Origin of the sequence: Pseudomonas sp. (genome assembly GCF_051660785.1) — a bacterium.
Taxonomy (GTDB): Bacteria; Pseudomonadota; Gammaproteobacteria; order Pseudomonadales; family Pseudomonadaceae; genus Aquipseudomonas.
Map to the genome: position 1 here is coordinate 1 of NZ_JBOFQE010000007.1, position 17104 is coordinate 17104.

Here is a 17104-nt window from a genome sequence, read left to right on the forward strand (position 1 = left end):
CCTGCTCGCGATAGCGGTTTAGCATCCGACATTGATGTCGCCTGATACACCGCTATCGCGAGCAGGCTCGCTCCCACATGGGTATGTGTTAAGGCTCTAGGCCTATGGGGAAGAACTCACCGCCGCTCCACACGCCAAGCCAGCGTTGCCCGTCGATTTCGCGGGTCACGGCCAGTTCCACCAGTTGGTAGAACACGTTGCGATGGATCAGAGCTTCTAGGTTGGTGCGCACGTGCACGTACGGCGCAGGCTCTTGGGTGACCGGATCGATCACCACGCGGATCGGGTGTTCAGTGCCGGCGTCCGCGGTCTCGTCGACGTTGGTGGTGAAGCGCAGGATCTGAGCTTCGCCCTCGCCCTCCACGTCCACGGCAATCGCCACAAAAGGTGCATCATCGACCTTGATGCCGACCTTCTCGACCGGGGTGATCAGAAAGTAATCATCGCCATCGCGGCGAATGATGGTGGAGAACAACTTGACCATCGGCTTGCGTCCAATTGGCGTCCCCAGATAAAACCAGGTGCCGTCACGGGCGATACGCATGTCGATGTCGCCACAGAAGTCAGGGTTCCACAGGTGGACCGGCGGCAAGCCTTTGGTCTTGGGGATCTGCCCCAACAAGTCGTTGGCTTTTTGCGGGCCACTCATGGCGTTCTCCTTGGATTACTGGTCGCTGAGCCCGATCAGGCTGCGCGCGTACTGCTCCAGCGGCGGGCCAATCAGGTCTTGTGGCTTGTTGTCGTGGAACGTCAGTAAACCGCCACGACTCTTGATACGTGCAGTATCAATCAAATACTGGGTGCTGGTCTCGATCAACATGATTTGAATCACGCCGCTGTCGATACCGAGGCGATCCACGTATTCCTGATCGAGCCACTCGTCCGAGTTACCGATGCGGTCATCCGCCTTGGCGAAGCGCGTGTAAAGCAGGTAATGGGCACCGGCGGCGCGGGCTTCACCCATGGCCTGGTCGAGGCCTTCGGGAGTACGCGCGCGACGGACCATCGGGAAATATTCGATAAAACCGTTGAAGGCTTCTTCAGCGACCACGTTCGGTCGTGGATAGGCACTGCCCGGCGGCGCGAACGCACCCTGGGCGATGTAGATGAACGAGTCCGGCTGGATGCGCAGGTTATTCACACGGCGACTGTCGCTGTGATCCAGCAGCCCTGCATCGCTCATGTGGTAGCGAGTTCCTTCAGCCATATCGCTGACATTCATGCAGCCACCAAGCGCCAAAACGGCCAGCAGCAAAACCAGGCTACGCATCCTACCCTCCAGAGGCCGGTGACGGAAAACCGGCGAATGGCCATGGGATGCAGCTTCCGCGCCATCTCGGGAAACATCAGCGCCTGATAGATCGCAATCGCGAGCAGGCTCGCTCCCACAGGTGAAATGCATTCCCCTGTGGGAGCGAGCCTGCTCGCGATGAGGCCGGTTCAGCCGCCGATGATTTTCATGACGGTAGCACCACCGGAGAACGCCACTTCCTGCTTGTCCCCCAAGGCTTTCACCAGAAGACGCTGCAATGCCGGCAATGCCTGATGGCGCGGCTTGTCCAGTAGATCGCCGACATAATGGCGATTGCTCGACGACAGGCAGCCATGCAGCCAACCGGTGGATGACAGGCGCAGTCGCGAGCAGGTCCGGCAGAAGGGAACGCTTTCATTGGCAATCACCCCAAAGTGCCCCAGCCCCGGTATTTCATAGCGCACGGCAGTGGCATCTACAGGCGCATCGGCTTGCAGGTATTCGTATTGCTCGCCGATCAGGCTCAACAACTGCTGAAGGCTGACGAACTGTTGCAGGAAGGCGTTGTTGTCGCTGGCGAGGTGGCCCATGCGCATCAGCTCGATGAAGCGCAACTCATAGCCACGCTCCAGGCAGTAATCGAGCAGCGGCATCACCTGATCAAGGTTTTGCCCGCGCAAGGGCACCATGTTGACCTTGATTTTCAGGCCGGCGGCCTTGGCCTGATCCATACCATCGAGCACGGTCGCCAGATCACCGCCACGGGCAATACTGCGGAACGCACTGGCATCCAGGGTATCGAGGGAAACGTTGATGCGACGGATGCCGGCGTCTACCAGCAATGGCAGCTTTTTCGCCAGCAGCTGGCCATTGGTGGTCAGGCTGATGTCTTCCAGGCCCATCTTGCCGACGGCGGTCATGAAGGCTTCGAGCTTGGGGCTGACCAGCGGCTCGCCACCGGTGATGCGCAAACGCTCGATACCCGCCGCTTCGATCAGATACGCCACGCCACGGGCCATGGCCTCGGCCGACAATTCATCCTGCGCAGCCACCAGCCGCTTGCCGTTGGGCACGCAGTAGGTACACGCATAATTGCAGGCTGAGGTGAGGCTGATCCGCAAATTGCGAAAACGCCTGCCTTGACGGTCAACGATCATGGATCACTCCGGCAAAAGGAATTCGAACGTGCAAAACTTGACTCACAAATCAAGTTTTAGCAAGTCCTATGCCTGAGTATATTCCTGAGGTACGGCGCCATATAGCGAAATCATGGCGCAATAAGGCAACTGAATGGTTTAGCTGCTTGGAGTGTCAGTATCGCGTTTGCGCTTGTTGCCCATGCGCACGCCGATATCCATCAGAAACTGAAAGAAGCCTTCCTGATCTTCCAGCACATTGCTCCAGAACGGCGAGTGATACAGCGCCACCGCGCCGTGCACCAACGCCCAGGACGCGCAGTAATGGAAATAAGGCGGCACGTCTTCAAGCTTGCCTTCGCTGATCCGGCCTTTGATCAGCAAGGTCAGGCGTTCGAAGTTCGAGGCGCGGATCTTGTGCAACTCCTCGACCATCTCCGGCACCTGATTGCCCTTGACCACCTTCTCTTCCAGGCGATCGAACAAGCGGTAGCGTTGCGGATCGCGCATGCGGAATTCAAAGTAGGCCCGGGACAGGGCTTCCTTGTCCTTGTCGACATCAGCCGAATGCAGCAGCTCGTTCAGATCACGCTCGTAGTCGAGCATCAGGCGCAGATAAATCTCCGCCTTGGATTTGAAATGCTTGTAGATCGTGCCTTTGCCGATACCGACGGCATCAGCAATCATCTCGACGGTGACACTGTCTTCACCTTGGTCGAGGAACAGCTTGAGCGCGGTATCGAGAATTTCTTGCTCGCGGCGACGAAACTCACGGACCTTACGAGGTTCTTTATGCATAAGAAAAGGTCTGTTGGGGTCAAAATTCGAAGCCGCGTATTATGCCTAACTTACGCAAAAATGCACGGATCATCCGACCATATCTGTGTTTCTTGATCATTTCACACAGAGTCGCCTGTTGATGAGAACTCTTCCGAAGCGGGCGTATTCCAAAATTGTTTAAAAACCGGGGCCGGTAAACTGGACTCGGCGCAATACTGATCAATACTTGAACTGTCGGCGGGGCATCTCCCCCAAGTGTCGCGTCGATATAGGTACCAACGGACCGCGTGCCTTTGTTTTACTCCTAATGGTCTTAACCCGGATTCACCCCCCAGAACCCGGGTTTTTTTTGCCTGCGATTCAGCCTTTCACGTGTGCCAACGGGAACAACCGCTTGAAGTTTTCAGTGGTCTGCCCGGCAAATCGCTCGTAGGACTCACCACGCAACATTGCCAGAAATTCCGCAACCTCGCGAACGTACTGCGGCAGGTTTGGTTTGCCGCGATAAGGGATCGGCGCGAGATACGGCGAGTCGGTTTCCACCAGCAAGCGATCAGCCGGCACTTTGCTGGCGACGTCCCGCAGCGCATCGGCATTGCGAAAAGTGACAATGCCGGACAGGGAAATGTAATACCCCATGTCCAGCGCGGCCTTGGCCATGTCCCAGTCTTCGGTGAAGCAATGCAAAACGCCTGCTTGAGGCAATGCGGCCTCACGCAGCAAACTCAACGTATCTTCACGGGCGCCACGGGTGTGGATGATTACCGGTTTGCCGGTTTGCTGAGCGGCTTGCAGGTGCAAGCGAAACGATTCCTGCTGCAGCTCGGCAGCTTCCGGCTCGTAGTGATAATCCAGACCGGTTTCACCGATCGCTACCACTCGCGGGTGATTGAGCTCACGCAACAGCCAATCCAGCGCTGGCGCGGCACCCGGCTGTACATCCAGTGGATGCACACCCACCGAACAGTCGACATCGTCATAACGCTCAGCCAGGGCTTTGACGTCCGCGGCGTTCTCGACGCTGACGCCGATACACAAAAAGTGCCCTACCCCGCGCTGCCGGGCCGCATCGAGCGCGGCATCCAGAGAGCCGTCGTGGGCGGCAAGGTCAAGACGATCAAGGTGACAATGGGAATCTACGAGCATAAAAGGGCAGCAACTTACATCGTATGAGTGGGACGGTCGGACTTCAGGGTTCCGGCCAGATGGGTTTCGATTCGACTGCGCGCCGTATTGTCGCCGTCGTTGAATTGTACGCCGACGCCGGCGGCACGGTTGCCCTGCGCACCTTTGGGGGAAATCCAGGCCACCTTGCCGGCGACCGGAATTTTCTCGGCCTCATCCATCAGGTTCAGCAGCATGAACACCTCGTCGCCCAACTTGTAGCTCTTGTTGGTCGGGATAAACAGGCCGCCGTTCTTGATGAACGGCATGTAGGCCGCGTAAAGCACAGACTTGTCCTTGATGGTCAGGGACAAAATGCCGTTGCGCGGCCCCGGATTGACGGCTTCATTCATGCGGACCTCCACTGCTGATGATCAGAGTCTAGGCACAGACGATCACTTCTGGGTAGGCAAGGATGCCCATTGCACCAGCAGCGCCTCAAGCAACAATGCCGGATTGAGGTTGGCTTTGCTCATGACCTTCTGACGCTGGGCGAGAATCCAGTCCTGAATACTCAAGACCTTATCCTGTGCGGTTTTCTGCGCCAGGTATTGAATGACCTTGCGCATATCCGTCAATCCCAGCCCGGCCTCATCCTGGGTCAACTGATAACGCAGGATCAGGCTCGACCAGTCACAGAACCAGTCGAACAACAGCAACTGCGGGACGGTTTTCCATTCTTCGGCCAACTGCGTCGGTGATTGCTGTTGCTTGAGTAACTTCTTCACGCCCTCGACCACCAACGCTCGCTGCTCGCGCACACCCTGGGCCTGCAACTTGACCGCGGCGAGTGGGGAGCCGGCGGCCAGGGTCAGCAGCTCGATGCGCTCTTCTTCCGAACTGTCCGGCAGAGCCTTGGCCAGCCAGGCAAGGCTCATCGCTTCGCTCGGCAGCGGGCAAGCCTGCTGCACGCAACGGCTCTTGATGGTCGGCAGCAGACGACTGGTCTGGTGGCTGACCAACAGCAAAACAGTATCGCCGGACGGTTCTTCAAGGCTTTTGAGCAAGGCGTTCGCGGCGTTGATGTTCATCGACTCGACCGGCTCGATCAACACCACCTTGCGCCCGCCCATCTGCGCGGTCTGAACCACGAAGCTGACCAGATCACGCACCTGATCGACCTTGATCGCCTTGTCGGCCTCTTCCGGTTCCAGGATGTAGTTGTCGGGATGGCTGCCGGCCTTGAGCAGCAGGCAGGATTTGCACTCACCGCAGGCGTCCTGCGCAGTCGGACGCTGGCACAGCAGACTGGCCATCAACCGTTCGGCCAGCGCCCGCTTGCCGATCCCCGCCGGGCCATGCAGCAGATAAGCGTGGGCATGTTGCTTGCGCCCGGCTAACTGCTGCCAGAGGCTGTCCTGCCACGGATAGGCTTCAGCCACGGGTCAGCTCCAGCAAACGTGGCAGCAAGGTGTCCAGCGACTGCTGAACCTGCGCCAGCGGCTGAGCGGCATCCACGAGGACATAACGCGCCGGGTCAGCCTCCGCGCGCTTGAGGAACGCACTGCGCACGGCATCGAAAAAGGTTCGGCCTTCAAGTTCGAAACGGTCCAGGCGCCCGCGAGCACTGGCGCGGGCCAGACCCACTTCCACTGGCAGATCGAAGATCAGCGTCAGGTCCGGGCGCAGATCGCCTTGGACAAACGCTTCCAGGGCCGCGATGCGCTCCAGCGACAAACCGCGACCGCCGCCCTGATAGGCGTAGGTCGAATCGGTAAAACGATCACACAAGACCACCGCACCACGAGCCAGTGCCGGGCGAATCACCTCGGCCAGATGCTGGGCCCGCGCGGCGAATACCAGCAACAACTCGGTGTCGGGGTTCATGACTTCATCAACCGGCGCCAACAACACTTCGCGAATCCGCTCAGCCAATGGTGTACCACCCGGCTCGCGGGTCAGCACAACCTCGATACCGGCGGCGCGCAGGCGCTCGGCCAGGTACTCGCGGTTGGTGCTCTTGCCGGCGCCTTCCGGGCCTTCCAGGGTAATAAACAAGCCAGTCACAGGCAGTCCTTAATCAAAGTCATTGCGGGCTTTGCGGAGCCGTCGCGTCCGGCTCGGGCACAGGTTCGGGTTCAGGCTCCGGAGCGGGTGCAGCAGCGGGTTCTTGCGGCACTACGGGCAGCACAGCCTCGGATTCGGGGTTGGGCGAAGCGGCCGGAATCGGCGCCTCGGCGTCCGGTGTTTCGCCATTGTGGGTTTCGGGCGACGACGCCGGTGCCGGGCTGGAGCGGTAATCGGCACGACGCTTGAGCTGGAACTCACGCACCGCATTATTGTGGGCATCCAGATCATCGGAGAACACGTGGCTGCCATCACCGCGCGCAACAAAATACAGGCTGTTGCCCGCCACCGGATTCAACGCGGCATGGATCGCTTCGCGGCCGACCATGGCAATCGGGGTCGGTGGCAGGCCCGAAATCATATAGGTGTTGTACGGCGTCGGTTCCTTGAGGTGGGCACGGGTCAATTTGCCGCTGTAGCGATCACCCAGGCCGTAGATCACCGTCGGATCGGTCTGCAGCAGCATGCCCATCGCCATGCGTCGCACAAACACGCCAGCGATTTGCCCGCGCTCCTGTGGCACACCGGTTTCCTTTTCCACCAGCGAGGCCATGATCAGCGCCTGATAGGGTTCGGTGTACGGCACATCGGCGGCGCGCTGTTCCCATTCCTTGGCGAGCACCTCATCGAGTCGATCGTAGGCTTTCTTCAGCACCTCGACGTCGGTCATGCCACGCACGAAGCGGTAAGTGTCGGGGAAGAATCGTCCTTCGGGGAAGATTCCGGTATGGCCAATTTTGCTCATCACCTCGCTATCGCTCAAGCCGTTCAGGGTCTGCTCGAGTTTTTCATCCTTGGCCAATGCGGCCCGGACCTGATGAAAATTCCAGCCTTCGACCAGGGTCAGGCTGTACTGAACGATGTCGCCACGCTTCCACAGGTCGATCAGCCCTTCGACGGTCATGCCGGGCTGCATGCGGTATTCACCCTTGTGCAAGGGTTGTCCGGCCAGATTGAAACGCCAATATACGCGCAACCAGAAAGCGTCCTTGATGACGCCATCCGCTTCGAGTCGATAGAAAGTGCGTGTGGGTGTCGTGCCTTTGGGCACTTCCAGCAGTTCTTCCTGGGTAATGTTCAGCGGCTGTTCGAGCGCCGAATGAATTTTCCAGGCGGCAGCGCCCAGACACAGCCCTGCCAGAACCAATCCGGTTTCCAGCAGCAGCAAGAATTTACGTCTCACGTATCAAGCATCCAGTAGCGCGCGGGCAATGGTTTGGAGTTTACGGGTGAGCGGCCCAACCGACCAGCTCAGCGCAGCATAGGCGCGCACCGGCCAAACGCCATACACGCTGTTGCAGACAAAGACTTCATCAGCCCATTGCAGCTGATCGAGGCTGATGTCGGTGATTTGCGTGGGGATCCCCAACGACTCGGCTTGAAACAATAATTCGGCACGCATCACCCCGGCCACGCCACAGCGTTTCAAATCGGCCGTGATCAACACACCATCGCGGATCAGGAACAGGTTGCTGAACACGCCTTCGATGACCCGCCCCGTCCTGTCGAGCATCAAGCCTTCAGCGTGTTCGGCATCTTGCCATTCACCGCGGGCAATGACTTGCTCCAGGCGATTGAGGTGTTTGAGGCCGGCAAGCAGTGGCTGCCTGGACAATCGTGTCGCACAGGGGAACAGGCGAACGCCCAGCTCGGCATGAACGGCAGGATAAGCGGCGGGAGGATTGCCTTGCAGAATTCGTCGGGCCTGAGCCGAAGGATCGGGAGCGTAACCGCGCAGACTGTCGCCACGGGTGACGATGAGCTTGAGCACGCCCTCACCCAGTGCGGCGGCATAGGCCAGCAGCTCACTGCGGATCAATTCATGATCGGCAGTGATCGCCAGGCGTGAACAACCAACGGCCAGACGCGCCAAGTGTCGGTCCAGCAGCAACGGTTGTCCGCCACGCACGGCAATGGTCTCGAACAGACCATCACCGTAAGCCAGGCCGCGATCCTTCAGCGACAAAGCGTCAGCCGGCTGACCGTCGACCCAGCTGTCCATCAGTCAGCGAACCGGCGGAACACCAGCGAGCCGTTGGTACCGCCAAATCCGAAGGAGTTGGACAGGACCACATCGATGTCCATGTTACGCGCGGTGTGCGGCACGAAGTCGAGGTCGCAGCCTTCATCCGGCTCATCAAGGTTGATGGTGGGCGGCGCCACCTGGCTGTTGATCGCCAGCACGCTGAAGATCGCCTCGACCGCACCGGCCGCACCCAACAGGTGACCGGTCATGGACTTGGTCGAACTGACGGCCAGCTTATAGGCGTGGTCGCCGAACACCGACTTGATCGCGCAGGCTTCGGCAAGGTCGCCGGCCGATGTCGAGGTGCCGTGGGCGTTGATGTACTGCACCTGATCGCTATTGATCTTCGCATCACGCAGGGCGTTGGTGATGCAACGCGCAGCACCGGCGCCGTCGGCCGGAGGCGACGTCATGTGGAATGCGTCGCCACTGGTGCCAAAACCGATCAGCTCGGCGTAGATGGTCGCGCCGCGGGCCTTGGCGTGCTCCAGTTCTTCAAGAACCAGCGCGCCGGCACCGTCGGACAACACGAAGCCATCACGGCCCTTGTCCCATGGACGGCTGGCGCGGGTCGGCTCGTCGTTGCGGGTCGACAGCGCGCGGGAAGCACCAAAGCCACCCATGCCCAGACCGCAAGCCGCCATCTCGGCGCCGCCGGCAATCATCACGTCGGCTTCGTCGTACATGATGTTGCGGGCTGCCATGCCAATGCAGTGCGTACCGGTGGTACACGCGGTGGCGATGGCGTAGTTAGGTCCCTGTGCACCCAGGTGGATGGACAGGAAACCGGAAATCATATTGATGATCGAGCCAGGCACGAAAAACGGAGAAATCCGTCGTGGGCCGGAATCATGCAGGGTGCGGCTGGTTTCTTCGATATTGGTCAGACCGCCAATACCCGACCCCATGGCCACGCCGATACGCTCACGGTTGGCGTCGGTGACTTCAAGGCCTGCGTTACGTACAGCCTGAAAACCTGCGGCCAGCCCGTATTGAATAAACAGGTCGAGCTTGCGCGCTTCCTTGACCGACAGGTATTCCTCGACATTGAAGCCCTTTACCGAGCCGCCAAAACGGGTGGAATAGGCAGAAAGGTCGGTGTGTTCGATCAGACCAATGCCACTGCGGCCAGCCAGAATGCCCTGCCAGCTGCTTGGCACATCCGTGCCCAGTGGCGACAACATACCCATACCGGTGACTACGACGCGTCTACGCGACACAGCACTCTCCTTTTTCAAATGACGACTTTGCATCAGGCCTAAAGAAAAAACCGCACGCCATGATGGCAGTGCGGTTTTTCCATGACAGCAAGCAACGATTACAAACTATTACGCCTGGTGGCTAGTAACGTAGTCGATTGCAGCTTGTACAGTAGTGATCTTCTCAGCTTCTTCGTCAGGGATTTCGGTCTCGAATTCCTCTTCCAGAGCCATCACCAGCTCAACGGTGTCAAGGGAGTCGGCACCCAGGTCTTCAACGAAGGAAGCAGTGTTGACCACTTCTTCTTCTTTAACGCCCAGTTGCTCAGCAACGATTTTCTTGACGCGCTCTTCGATGGTGCTCATACCTTGTTTTCACTCCTAATGGACAAATTCAGGCAGCTGGCCAGTGGGTAAGTGTATAGAAAGACTTTTCAGTTTTTCAACTGAAAGCTTCACTCCTCAAACCCGACAGCCCTCTGCCTATAAATAGATTGCAGCTTTATAACGGATTTTAGACAGCTCGTATGACATTTTTTTGAAGCAATCCGTCACATTTAACTCATGTACATCCCGCCGTTCACCGGGATTGTAGCCCCAGTAACGTAAGCCGCACCGTCGGATGCAAGAAAAGCGACCACAGACGCGATCTCTTGTGCTTGCCCCAGACGGCCCAGCGGAATTTGCGTCACCAGGCTTTCACGCTGTGCTTCTGGCAGTTCGCGGGTCATATCGGTGTCGATGAACCCAGGGGCCACCGAGTTTACCGTAATCGAACGCGAACCGACTTCACGCGCCAGCGCACGACTGAAACCTTCCAGACCGGCCTTGGCGGCTGCGTAGTTTACTTGGCCTGCGTTGCCCATGGCACCCACAACAGAGCCAATACTGATAATTCGTCCCCAACGGGCTTTGGTCATGCCGCGCAAAACGCCCTTGGACAGGCGGAACAGACTGTTCAGGTTGGTATCGACGACGTCATGCCATTCGTCATCTTTCATGCGCATCATCAGATTATCGCGGGTGATACCGGCATTGTTGACCAGGATCGCCGGCGCACCGAACTGCTCGGAGATGCTCGCCAACACCGCAGCGACAGATTCGTCGCTGGTGACGTTGAGTTCCAGGCCAGTGCCTTGAATACCGTTTTCCTTCAGGGTAGCGGCAATGCTCTCAGCGCCGGACGCGGACGTCGCGGTGCCCACAACGATGGCGCCCTGACGACCCAGTTCCAGGGCGATGGCCTGGCCAATACCGCGGCTCGCACCGGTGACCAATGCAACTTTACCTTGCAGACTCATGCAAGTTTCTCCTGATTCAGGCCAACGCTGCACGGGCGGCAGCGAAAGCGTCTGGGGTATTGAGGTTGGATGTCGACACGCCTTCGGCGCAACGCTTGTTCAGGCCGGCCAGCACTTTGCCAGGGCCGCATTCGACCAACTGGGTCGCGCCCTTGGCCGCCAGCGCCTGGACCGATTCGACCCAGCGCACAGGCTTGTAGAGCTGCTCGAGCAGATCGCGCTTGAGGGTTTCCAGATCGGCCGGCACGGCAGCGCTGACGTTCTGAACAACCGGAATCTGCGGCGCTTGCCAGTCGATCGCAGCGATCGACTCGGCGAAACGCTCGGCGGCCGGACGCATCAGCTCGCAATGGGACGGCACACTGACCGGCAACGGCATGGCGCGCTTGGCACCACGCGCCTTGCAGCCTTCGATGGCGCGTTCGACCGCCGCCTTGGCACCGGCGATCACCACCTGGCCCGGGGAGTTGAAGTTGACCGCACTGACCACTTCGCCTTGCGCCGCTTCGGCACAGGCTGCCAACACGTCAGCGTCGTCCAGACCGAGGATCGCGGCCATGCCGCCCTGGCCGGCCGGAACGGCTTCTTGCATCAACTGACCACGGCGCTCAACCAGCTTGACGGCGTCGCCCAGGCTCAGGCTGCCAGCCGCGACCAGCGCGCTGTACTCGCCAAGGCTATGACCGGCAACGTAAGCCGGGCGCGCACCGCCTTCAGCCAGCCACAGACGCCACAAAGCGATCGAGGCGGTCAGAATGGCTGGTTGGGTTTTATCGGTTTGATTGAGTTGCTCTTCCGGCCCTTGCTGGGTCAGCGCCCACAGGTCGTAACCCAGGGCATCGGAAGCTTCTTTGAACGTTTCGAGGACAACCGGATGTTGCGCGCCCAACTCGGCCAGCATGCCGAGGGACTGCGAACCCTGTCCTGGAAAGACGAATGCGAGGGAAGCAGACATGTAACGAGCCCCTAATGATCTTGTCGTCGGAGAATTTGACGTCCCGCTTGGGGGACGCAAGAAACTGACAGTTGGATGGCCAATTGAACTGAGCGGTCACATTTAAGCATTGTCCGACGAAAACGCCTAAAGCAACAAATCCTCCAGACGACCGTGAATGCGTTCCGGCAGATTTTCCTGGATCTCGATCAAGGCACGCTGAATTGCACTCTGGAAACCCTGAACGCCAGCAGAACCGTGACTTTTCACGACAATCCCCTGTAAACCAAGAAAGCTTGCGCCGTTATGTCGTGCAGGGGCCAGATCGGCTTGCAGGCGCTTCATCAGCGGCAGCGCCAGCGCGCCGACCATTTTTGACGCGAGGTTTTTCTTGAACAAGGCTTCGATGCGCCCGGCGATCATGGTCGCCAGGCCTTCGCTCGACTTGAGCAGAATGTTGCCGACAAAGCCGTCACACACCACCACGTCCGCCTCGCCACGGTACAAGCCGTCACCCTCGACAAAGCCGATGTAATTGATACCACGGGCACTTTGCAACAAGGTTGCAGCCAGCTTGACCTGTTGATTGCCCTTGATGTCTTCAGTGCCGATGTTCAGCAACGCCACACGCGGGCGAACGACACCCAAGGTCTCCGCCGCCACCGACCCCATGATTGCGAACTGCAACAGGTGCTCGGCACTGCAATCGACGTTGGCGCCAAGGTCGAGCAACTGGCAATAACCCTTCTGTGTCGGAATCGCCGCCACCATCGCCGGTCGGTCAATGCCCGGCAAGGTCTTGAGCACAAACCGCGACAACGCCATCAGCGCGCCGGTATTGCCCGCACTGACACACGCCTGGACCTTGCCATCACGCAGCAATTCCAGCGCCACGCGCATCGATGAGTCGGGCTTGCCGCGCAAGGCCTGGGCAGGTTTTTCATCCATGGCGATGACTTCGGACGCCGGAGCAATTGACAGACGCGAGCGATCCACAGCCGATTGGCCAGAGAGCAATTCTTCAAGTAGGGAGGGTTGACCGACGAGGGTCAGGTGCAGCGAGGGTGTAGCAGACAGGCAAGCAAGGCTGGCCTGAACAATGCTGCGGGGACCGAAGTCCCCGCCCATTGCGTCAATCGCGATGACTTGAGCAGACAAGTGATTACTCGTCAGCGCCCTTGTCGATCACTTTACGGCCACGGTATACGCCTTCTGGCGATACGTGGTGACGCAGGTGAACTTCACCGGTGGTTTTTTCTACAGACAGGGTGCTAGCCTCGAGAGCGTCGTGCGAACGGCGCATGTCACGGGCAGAGCGGGATTTTTTGTTCTGCTGAACAGCCATAATTGATTAACTCCTAAACGTTTGGGTCACGCTTTAACTGCGCCAATACACTGAACGGGTTGGACCGCGTTACCTCGTCCTCGCTCGGTTCGGGCTCATCGAGACCCGCCGGCTGCTGGCATTCTTCCGGATGATGAGCAGGCACAATGGGCAAGGCGAGCAGAAGCTCCTCCTCGATCAGTGACTGCAGATCCAAAGGATCTTCGCCCAGTTCCAGCACGTCATAACCTTTCGGCAACGACTGGGTATTCGCACCCTCCTTCACCACAGCATAACTGCATTCGCTATGGATCGGCAGGGTGACCAGCTCAAGACAACGCTGGCAAACCATTTTGACTTCGGTGTCGATAAAGCTGTGGATTACCACAGACTTACGTTCATCTCGTTCAAAAACGAATTTCGCCTGCACCGTACCGACAGTGTCGGAAAGCGGGTCGCAGAGTCTCTCCAAATCGGCCAGCAGCAGTTCACCTTGAAGGGTGGTGCCACGGTCAGCCAATTTGCGCGGGTCAACGTGAGGTGGAATCGGGTCATTCAACATAGGCGCAGCATTATAGGGATGCACCCGGCCATGTCAAAGGAAATTCAGCCCTGTCCGTCACTTGGAAGCCTCGGTAGAATTCGCGCCTGTCTTCCGGAGATACGCATGCTGCCTTTATTACTCGCTTCAAGCTCGGTTTATCGCCGGGAATTGCTGGCCCGCTTGCAGCTGCCGTTCACCTGCAGCTCACCGGATATCGATGAAAGCCATCGTGCGGGCGAGCCTGCCATTGAGCTGGTAAAACGCCTCGCCACAGAAAAAGCACAGGCACTTGCCGGCAGCCATCCCGCTCATCTGATCATTGGCTCCGATCAGGTCGCGGTACTCGGCGAGCGGATTATCGGTAAACCCCACACCTTCGAGAAGGCCCGCGAACAACTGCTGGCGTCGAGCGGTGCCAGCGTGACCTTCCTGACAGGCCTGGCACTGCTCAACAGCCAGACCGGCGATTGCCAGGTCGACTGCGTACCCTTCACCGTGCACATGCGCACGCTGGACCCGGCACGCATCGAGCGCTACCTGCACGCCGAACAGCCCTACGACTGCGCTGGCAGCTTCAAGGCTGAAGGTTTGGGGGTGAGCCTGTTTCAAAGCACCGAAGGCCCTGACGCCACCAGCCTGATCGGCCTGCCGCTGATTCGCCTGATCGACATGCTGCTGGCCGAAGGCGTGCAAATCCCCTGAATAACAAAAAACCGGCCACGAAGGCCGGTTTTTTTTGTGCAGCCATAGATCAGCGTAACGACGGACCGTTAAAGCCCATCAACATCGCCAGTTGCTCAGCCACGCTCGCGCCGAGTTTTTTCGAGAAGCGATCGAACGGCGATTCCTGAACGGTGAAGTCCACCAGTTCTTTTTCGCCAATCACATCACGCGCCACCGAACTGGCATTACCCAGACCGTCGATCAAACCCAGCGGCAACGCCTGCTCGCCGTTCCAGACCAGCCCGGAGAACAGCTCCGGATGCTCTTTGTCTTTCAGACGATCGCCACGGCCCTTTTTCACGCTGTTGATGAACTGCTGATGCGTGGTATCCAGCACGCCTTGCCAGAACCGAGTCTCCTCGGGCTTCTGCGGCTGGAACGGGTCGAGGAACGATTTGTGCTCGCCCGACGTGTAGGTCCGACGCTCGACGCCGAGCTTCTCCATGGTGCCGACAAAGCCGTAACCGGCCGCCGTCACACCAATGGAACCGACCAGGCTCGCCTTGTCGGCGTAAATCTGATCCGCCGCGCTGGCGATGTAATAAGCACCGGACGCGCCCAGGTCGGAGATCACCGCGTACACCTTGGTGTCCGGGTGCAAGCCGCGCAGACGCACGATTTCGTCATACACGTAACCCGACTGCACCGGACTGCCGCCCGGGCTGTTGATGCGCAGGATCACGCCCTTGACCTTCTCGTCCTCGAAGGCCGCACGCAGGCTGCCGACGATGTTGTCAGCGCTGGCGGGCTCCTTGTCGGCGATCATGCCGGTCACGTCGATCAACGCCGTGTAGTGGGAACCGCGGGTTGCGCTTTTTTCCATGTCCATCAGCGGCGTGAACAGAATCAACGCGCCAAACAGGTACACAAAGGTCAGCAGCTTGAAGAAGATTCCCCAGCGACGAGACCGGCGCTGCTCCTGGACACTGGCCAGCAAGGTCTTTTCCAGCAGCTTCCAGCTTTTTTCGTCACCGCTCTCTGCGCTCGCCTTGGCGGGCGCTTTCCATTCGTCGGTCATGGCATCTACCCCAGCAAAAACCTGTTAAGCCCGCTGATTAAGCCAGGCATGCAATTCTGAAAAACGATCGATGGACAGTCGCGGCTCGAACAGCTTCAGCGCGTCGATCGATCGCGCGCCATAACTGACCGCCACCGAATCCATGCCCGCATTACGTGCCATCTGCAGGTCGAAAGACGAGTCGCCCACCATCAGCGCCTGCTCCGGGCGAACCTCGCAATGAGCGAGAATCTGCTCAAGCATCAGCGGATGAGGCTTGCTGGCGGTTTCATCGGCGGCGCGGGTGATATCGAAATACTCTTCCCAGCCGTGAGCTTTCAGCACCCTGTCGAGCCCGCGACGGGCCTTGCCCGTCGCCACAGCCAGATGATAACCCTCGGCACGAAACGCCTCCATCGACTCGACCACACCCTCGAACAGCGGCGAAGGCACGGCTTCCGCGGCGATGTAGTGATCCGCATAGTGCTCACGAAACGCTACCAGCTCGGCATCGCCAATTTCCGGATACAACGTGCGAATGGCTTCAGGCAGGCCCAGACCGATTATGCCCTTGACTGCAAAATCATCACGCAACTGAAACCCCGACCGCTCGGACGCAACATGCATCGCCGCGACAATCCGACCAATGGAATCAGCCAGTGTGCCGTCCCAATCGAAAATCAGCAGTTTGTAATCAGAGGGGTGCACTCAGGCGCTCCACGGTCTTGGCCCACATTTCGTCCACTGGCGCCTGCAACTTCAACTCACCGCCATCCGGCAGCGGCACGGTCAGCATATAGGCGTGCAGGAACAGGCGCTTGCCACCCAGATCGCGAATTTCCTTGCTGAAATCGTCATCCCCGTACTTGGTGTCGCCGGCAATGCAGTGCCCGGCGTGCAACGTGTGGACGCGGATCTGGTGAGTGCGGCCGGTGATGGGTCTGGCTTCGATCAGGGTGGCAAAGTCGCCGAAACGACGCAGCACCTTGAACACGGTCACCGACTCCTTGCCCTCCTCCTCATCGACCTCGACCATACGCTCGCCGGAGCGCAGATTGCTCTTGCCGAGTGAGGCACGAACTTGCTTGATCGAGGCCGCCCAGTTACCGCGGACCAGCGCCATGTAGCGCTTATCGACGCCATCGCCACGCAATGCCGTGTGCAAGTGACGCAACATGCTGCGTTTCTTGGCGATCATCAACAGGCCGGAGGTGTCACGGTCGAGACGGTGAACCAGTTCGAGCTCCTTGCAATCGGGACGCAACTGACGAAAGGCTTCGATCACACCGTAAGTCAAGCCGCTGCCGCCGTGAACCGCGATGCCTGCGGGCTTGTTGATCACGATCAGTGCCTTGTCTTCGAAGACAATCGAGGCTTCGAGGCGTTGCAGCAGGCCCTGGGCCAGCGGCACCGGCTCGTCGCGCTCAGGCACGCGAACCGGCGGCACGCGCACGATATCGCCCGCCTGCAGCTTGTATTCGGGCTTGATCCGACCTTTGTTCACTCGCACTTCGCCCTTGCGCAAAATGCGGTAAATCAAGGTCTTGGGCACGCCTTTGAGCCGAGCGAGAAGGAAGTTATCAATACGTTGGCCGGCATATTCCGGCGAGACCTCCAGCAGTTGTACGGCTGGGGTCGAAGGGGCAGTAGTCGTCAT

At 59.0% G+C, this 17104-nt stretch carries 21 protein-coding genes; 1 reads left to right on the top strand and 20 read right to left on the bottom strand.

Features of this window, described 5'->3' with window-relative positions:
* Positions 1-88: 88 nt before the first annotated feature.
* From ACRC4F_RS02170 to ACRC4F_RS02250, 17 genes are all read right to left on the bottom strand, one after another.
* Positions 89-649 (bottom strand): DUF1285 domain-containing protein, encoded by a 561-nt coding sequence (locus tag ACRC4F_RS02170; protein WP_438657881.1) that lies wholly within the window; start codon positions 647-649, stop codon positions 89-91.
* A gap of 15 nt (positions 650-664) precedes the next feature.
* Positions 665-1270: a DUF4823 domain-containing protein gene (locus tag ACRC4F_RS02175; protein WP_438657882.1), complete on the bottom strand. Its 606-nt coding sequence runs from the start codon at positions 1268-1270 to the stop codon at positions 665-667.
* A gap of 170 nt (positions 1271-1440) precedes the next feature.
* Complete coding sequence (locus tag ACRC4F_RS02180) at positions 1441-2409, bottom strand: GTP 3',8-cyclase MoaA (protein WP_438657883.1); 969 nt, start codon at positions 2407-2409, stop codon at positions 1441-1443.
* A gap of 138 nt (positions 2410-2547) precedes the next feature.
* Positions 2548-3186: a TetR/AcrR family transcriptional regulator gene (locus ACRC4F_RS02185; protein WP_008152317.1), complete on the bottom strand. Its 639-nt coding sequence runs from the start codon at positions 3184-3186 to the stop codon at positions 2548-2550.
* Positions 3187-3528: 342 nt separating this feature from the next.
* Positions 3529-4314, bottom strand: coding sequence for a TatD family hydrolase (locus ACRC4F_RS02190; RefSeq protein ID WP_438657884.1), 786 nt, complete (start codon positions 4312-4314; stop codon positions 3529-3531).
* A gap of 14 nt (positions 4315-4328) precedes the next feature.
* Entirely contained in the window at positions 4329-4685 is a 357-nt protein-coding gene (locus ACRC4F_RS02195; RefSeq protein WP_438657885.1) for a PilZ domain-containing protein, read from the bottom strand.
* Positions 4686-4727: 42 nt separating this feature from the next.
* On the bottom strand, positions 4728-5714 hold the full coding sequence (locus ACRC4F_RS02200; RefSeq protein ID WP_438657886.1) for a DNA polymerase III subunit delta': 987 nt from the start codon (positions 5712-5714) through the stop codon (positions 4728-4730).
* The gene (gene tmk / locus ACRC4F_RS02205) at positions 5707-6339 is read right to left on the bottom strand and encodes a dTMP kinase (protein ID WP_438657887.1); all 633 of its coding nucleotides are present in this window, start codon (positions 6337-6339) and stop codon (positions 5707-5709) included. Before tmk ends, ACRC4F_RS02200 begins: the two co-directional genes overlap by 8 nt.
* A gap of 19 nt (positions 6340-6358) precedes the next feature.
* Positions 6359-7582, bottom strand: a complete 1224-nt coding sequence (gene mltG, locus ACRC4F_RS02210) for an endolytic transglycosylase MltG (RefSeq protein ID WP_438657888.1) — start codon at positions 7580-7582, stop codon at positions 6359-6361.
* Between the two features lie 3 nt (positions 7583-7585).
* The gene (gene pabC, locus ACRC4F_RS02215; RefSeq protein ID WP_438657889.1) at positions 7586-8401 is read right to left on the bottom strand and encodes an aminodeoxychorismate lyase; all 816 of its coding nucleotides are present in this window, start codon (positions 8399-8401) and stop codon (positions 7586-7588) included.
* Positions 8401-9645, bottom strand: a complete 1245-nt coding sequence (gene fabF, locus ACRC4F_RS02220; protein WP_131062725.1) for a beta-ketoacyl-ACP synthase II — start codon at positions 9643-9645, stop codon at positions 8401-8403. The genes pabC and fabF overlap by 1 nt, the downstream gene beginning before the upstream one ends.
* A gap of 108 nt (positions 9646-9753) precedes the next feature.
* Entirely contained in the window at positions 9754-9990 is a 237-nt protein-coding gene (gene acpP / locus ACRC4F_RS02225; protein WP_003175607.1) for an acyl carrier protein, read from the bottom strand.
* Positions 9991-10181: 191 nt separating this feature from the next.
* Positions 10182-10925 (bottom strand): 3-oxoacyl-ACP reductase FabG, encoded by a 744-nt coding sequence (gene fabG, locus ACRC4F_RS02230; RefSeq protein ID WP_438657890.1) that lies wholly within the window; start codon positions 10923-10925, stop codon positions 10182-10184.
* A gap of 16 nt (positions 10926-10941) precedes the next feature.
* Positions 10942-11880 carry an ACP S-malonyltransferase gene (fabD, locus tag ACRC4F_RS02235; protein WP_438657891.1) on the bottom strand — a complete coding sequence of 313 codons (939 nt, stop codon included), beginning with the start codon at positions 11878-11880 and terminating at the stop codon, positions 10942-10944.
* Between the two features lie 126 nt (positions 11881-12006).
* The gene (gene plsX / locus ACRC4F_RS02240) at positions 12007-13017 is read right to left on the bottom strand and encodes a phosphate acyltransferase PlsX (protein WP_438657892.1); all 1011 of its coding nucleotides are present in this window, start codon (positions 13015-13017) and stop codon (positions 12007-12009) included.
* A 4-nt stretch (positions 13018-13021) separates the two neighbouring features.
* Positions 13022-13204: a 50S ribosomal protein L32 gene (gene rpmF / locus ACRC4F_RS02245; RefSeq protein WP_003179396.1), complete on the bottom strand. Its 183-nt coding sequence runs from the start codon at positions 13202-13204 to the stop codon at positions 13022-13024.
* Positions 13205-13217: 13 nt separating this feature from the next.
* Positions 13218-13745 (bottom strand): YceD family protein, encoded by a 528-nt coding sequence (locus ACRC4F_RS02250; protein ID WP_004371317.1) that lies wholly within the window; start codon positions 13743-13745, stop codon positions 13218-13220.
* A gap of 105 nt (positions 13746-13850) precedes the next feature.
* Between ACRC4F_RS02250 and ACRC4F_RS02255 the strand changes: the two genes are divergently transcribed.
* Entirely contained in the window at positions 13851-14429 is a 579-nt protein-coding gene (locus ACRC4F_RS02255; RefSeq protein ID WP_438657893.1) for a Maf family protein, read from the top strand.
* A gap of 49 nt (positions 14430-14478) precedes the next feature.
* Here the strand turns inward: ACRC4F_RS02255 and ACRC4F_RS02260 are convergent, their stop codons facing one another.
* The 3 genes from ACRC4F_RS02260 to rluC are packed head-to-tail and all read right to left on the bottom strand — an operon-like array spanning position 14479 to position 17104.
* Positions 14479-15468 (bottom strand): S49 family peptidase, encoded by a 990-nt coding sequence (locus ACRC4F_RS02260; protein ID WP_438657894.1) that lies wholly within the window; start codon positions 15466-15468, stop codon positions 14479-14481.
* Positions 15469-15492: 24 nt separating this feature from the next.
* On the bottom strand, positions 15493-16155 hold the full coding sequence (locus tag ACRC4F_RS02265) for an HAD-IA family hydrolase (RefSeq protein WP_438657895.1): 663 nt from the start codon (positions 16153-16155) through the stop codon (positions 15493-15495).
* A complete protein-coding gene (rluC, locus tag ACRC4F_RS02270) occupies positions 16142-17104 on the bottom strand; it encodes a 23S rRNA pseudouridine(955/2504/2580) synthase RluC (RefSeq protein ID WP_438657896.1) in 963 nt (320 codons plus the stop codon). Before rluC ends, ACRC4F_RS02265 begins: the two co-directional genes overlap by 14 nt.

Bases quoted from the DNA above. Each gene is read 5' to 3' on its own strand.
- fabD (WP_438657891.1), bottom strand. From the start codon at position 11,880: ATGTCTGCTTCCCTCGCATTCGTCTTTCCAGGACAGGGTTCGCAGTCC.
- ACRC4F_RS02260 (WP_438657894.1), bottom strand. From the start codon at position 15,468: ATGACCGACGAATGGAAAGCGCCCGCCAAGGCGAGCGCAGAGAGCGGT.
- ACRC4F_RS02190 (WP_438657884.1), bottom strand. From the start codon at position 4,314: ATGCTCGTAGATTCCCATTGTCACCTTGATCGTCTTGACCTTGCCGCC.
- fabG (WP_438657890.1), bottom strand. From the start codon at position 10,925: ATGAGTCTGCAAGGTAAAGTTGCATTGGTCACCGGTGCGAGCCGCGGT.
- ACRC4F_RS02170 (WP_438657881.1), bottom strand. From the start codon at position 649: ATGAGTGGCCCGCAAAAAGCCAACGACTTGTTGGGGCAGATCCCCAAG.
- rpmF (WP_003179396.1), bottom strand. From the start codon at position 13,204: ATGGCTGTTCAGCAGAACAAAAAATCCCGCTCTGCCCGTGACATGCGC.
- rluC (WP_438657896.1), bottom strand. From the start codon at position 17,104: ATGACGACTACTGCCCCTTCGACCCCAGCCGTACAACTGCTGGAGGTC.
- ACRC4F_RS02250 (WP_004371317.1), bottom strand. From the start codon at position 13,745: ATGTTGAATGACCCGATTCCACCTCACGTTGACCCGCGCAAATTGGCT.
- ACRC4F_RS02195 (WP_438657885.1), bottom strand. From the start codon at position 4,685: ATGAATGAAGCCGTCAATCCGGGGCCGCGCAACGGCATTTTGTCCCTG.
- ACRC4F_RS02255 (WP_438657893.1), top strand. From the start codon at position 13,851: ATGCTGCCTTTATTACTCGCTTCAAGCTCGGTTTATCGCCGGGAATTG.
- acpP (WP_003175607.1), bottom strand. From the start codon at position 9,990: ATGAGCACCATCGAAGAGCGCGTCAAGAAAATCGTTGCTGAGCAACTG.
- pabC (WP_438657889.1), bottom strand. From the start codon at position 8,401: ATGGACAGCTGGGTCGACGGTCAGCCGGCTGACGCTTTGTCGCTGAAG.
- ACRC4F_RS02185 (WP_008152317.1), bottom strand. From the start codon at position 3,186: ATGCATAAAGAACCTCGTAAGGTCCGTGAGTTTCGTCGCCGCGAGCAA.
- ACRC4F_RS02175 (WP_438657882.1), bottom strand. From the start codon at position 1,270: ATGCGTAGCCTGGTTTTGCTGCTGGCCGTTTTGGCGCTTGGTGGCTGC.
- ACRC4F_RS02180 (WP_438657883.1), bottom strand. From the start codon at position 2,409: ATGATCGTTGACCGTCAAGGCAGGCGTTTTCGCAATTTGCGGATCAGC.